The sequence below is a fragment of the Chthonomonas sp. genome (assembly GCF_035294505.1).
Taxonomy (GTDB): domain Bacteria; phylum Armatimonadota; class Chthonomonadetes; order Chthonomonadales; family Chthonomonadaceae; genus Chthonomonas.
Genome location: NZ_DATGKU010000065.1, coordinates 1 through 2,500 on the forward strand (window position 1 = coordinate 1; position 2,500 = coordinate 2,500).

Genomic DNA, 2,500 nt, shown 5'->3' on the forward strand with positions numbered 1-2,500 from the left:
AACCCAGCTCACGTACCACTTTAATCGGCGAACAGCCGAACCCTTGGGACCTGCTCCAGCCCCAGGATGTGATGAGCCGACATCGAGGTGCCAAACCTCCCCGTCGATGTGGACTCTTGGGGGAGATCAGCCTGTTATCCCTAGAGTACCTTTTATCCGTTGAGCGATGGCCCTTCCACGCGGGACCACCGGATCACTATGGCCGACTTTCGTCTCTGCTCGAGCCGTCGCTCTCGCAGTCAGGCGGGCTTATGCCATTGCACGCAACAGCCGATGTCCGACCGGCCTGAGCCCACCATCGCGCGCCTCCGTTACCTTTTGGGAGGCGACCGCCCCAGTCAAACTGCCCGCCATGCAGGGTCCCGGACCGGGATGACCGGCCGCGGTTAGACACCAGAAGAGCTCAGGGTGGTATTTCAAGGTCGGCTCCCCCGGAGCTGGCGCCCCGGCTTCACAGCCTCCCACCTATCCTACACAGAGCCCTCCTGATGCCACTGCAAAGCTGCAGTAAAGGTTCATAGGGTCTTTCCGTCTGACCGCGGGTACCCCGCATCTTCACGGGGAATTCAATTTCGCTGAGCCGATGCCGGAGACAGTGGGGAAGTCGTTACGCCATTCGTGCAGGTCGGAACTTACCCGACAAGGAATTTCGCTACCTTAGGACCGTTATAGTTACGGCCGCCGTTTACCGGGGCTTCGGTTCGGAGCTTGCACCCCTCCCCTTAACCTTCCGGCACCGGGCAGGCGTCAGACCCTATACGTCGTCTCTCGACTTCGCAGAGCCCTGTGTTTTTACTAAACAGTCGCCACCCCCTGCTCTGTGCCACCCCCGCATGGTTGCCCACACAGGGGTCTCGCTTATCCCGAAGTTACGCGAGCAATTTGCCTAGTTCCTTCGGCATCGTTCTCTCAAGCGCCTCGGTATGCTCTACCAGTCCACCTGTGTCGGTTTCGGGTACGGTCTTGATGCTGGAGCTGTTTCCCGGAACGGGGCCGCAGCACGGGCAATCCGATAAGCCCGCACACGCCTTCCCGTTCGTCACTTCCAGCAGGCCCAGGAATGTTGACCTGGTTCCCATCGACTACGGCTTTCGCCCTCGCCTTAGGGGCCGGCTCACCCTGCGCGGATTAACCTTGCGCAGGAACCCTTGGACTTCCGGCGACAGCGTTTCTCACGCTGTTTGTCGCTACTCATGTCAGCATTCGCACTTGTCATACCTCCACCAGCCCTCGCGGGTCCGGCTTCGCAGGCATAGACAACGCTCCGCTACCGCACGTGTTTCCACGCGCCCATAGCTTCGGTAGATGGCTTAAGCCCCGTTACATTTTCGGCGCAGGATTTCTGTTAGACCAGTGAGCTATTACGCTTTCTTTAAAGGATGGCTGCTTCTAAGCCAACCTCCTGGTTGTTTTGGAATTCCCACATCCTTTCCCACTTAGCCATCATTTGGGGACCTTAGCTGATGGTCTGGGCTGTTTCCCTCTCGACGACGGACCTTAGCACCCGCCGTCTGTCTGCCGCGCTATGCTCCGCGGTATTCGGAGTTTGGTTAGGTTTGGTAAGGCTTTGGGCCCCCCTAGCCCATCCAGTGCTCTACCCCCGCGGGCAAACACGCGACGCTCTACCTCAATAGATTTCGCGGAGAACCAGCTATTTCCGAGTTTGATTGGCCTTTCACCCCTAGCCACAGCTCATCCCCGACTTTTTCAACAGGCGTGGGTTCGGCCCTCCAGCAGGTGTTACCCTGCCTTCAGCCTGGCCATGGCTAGATCACTCGGTTTCGGGTCTTCCGCCCGCGACTGAAACGCCCCACCGCGCAAGCGCGGCAGAACTACGCCCGTTTCAGACTCGCTTTCGCTGCGCCTTCGCCTAACGGCTTAAGCTCGCCGCGAACGGAAACTCGCTGACCCATTATACAAAAGGTACGCCGTCACGGCACCAATACTCGCGTATCTCGGCCGCTCCGACTGCTTGTAGGCATCCGGTTTCAGGTCTCTTTCACTCCCCTTTCGGGGTGCTTTTCACCTTTCCCTCACGGTACTCGTTCACTATCGGTCACCAGGGAGTATTTAGGCTTGGAGGGTGGTCCCCCCGTCTTCAGACAGGATTGCTCGTGTCCCGCCTTACTCAAGGACCATCGAGGCTTGACGCATACGGGGCTGTCACCCGCTCCGGCCGGCCGTTCCAGGCCGTTCTGCTTCCCTCTCGATGGCCACTGGCCTCCTCCGCTTTCGCTCGCCACTACTCGCGGAATCTCGTTTGATGTCTGTTCCTCCGGATACTGAGATGTTTCAGTTCCCCGGGTTCGCCTCCCCACACTATGGATTCATGTGAGGATACCCATCGCTGGGTGGGTTGCCCCATTCGGACATCCACGGATCAACGCCTGCTCGCGGCTCCCCGTGGCTTTTCGCAGCGTGCCACGTCCTTCATCGCCTCCTGGTGCCAAGGCATCCACCGAATGCCCTTCTCGCGCTCAAGAACGCCCCCATGCACGGA

1 rRNA gene is annotated in these 2,500 nt (G+C 59.3%); it reads right to left on the minus strand.

Features of this window, described 5'->3' with window-relative positions:
- Nucleotides 1-2,482, minus strand: a 23S ribosomal RNA gene (locus VKV18_RS03085); the annotation flags it as partial.
- Nucleotides 2,483-2,500 lie beyond the last annotated feature (18 nt).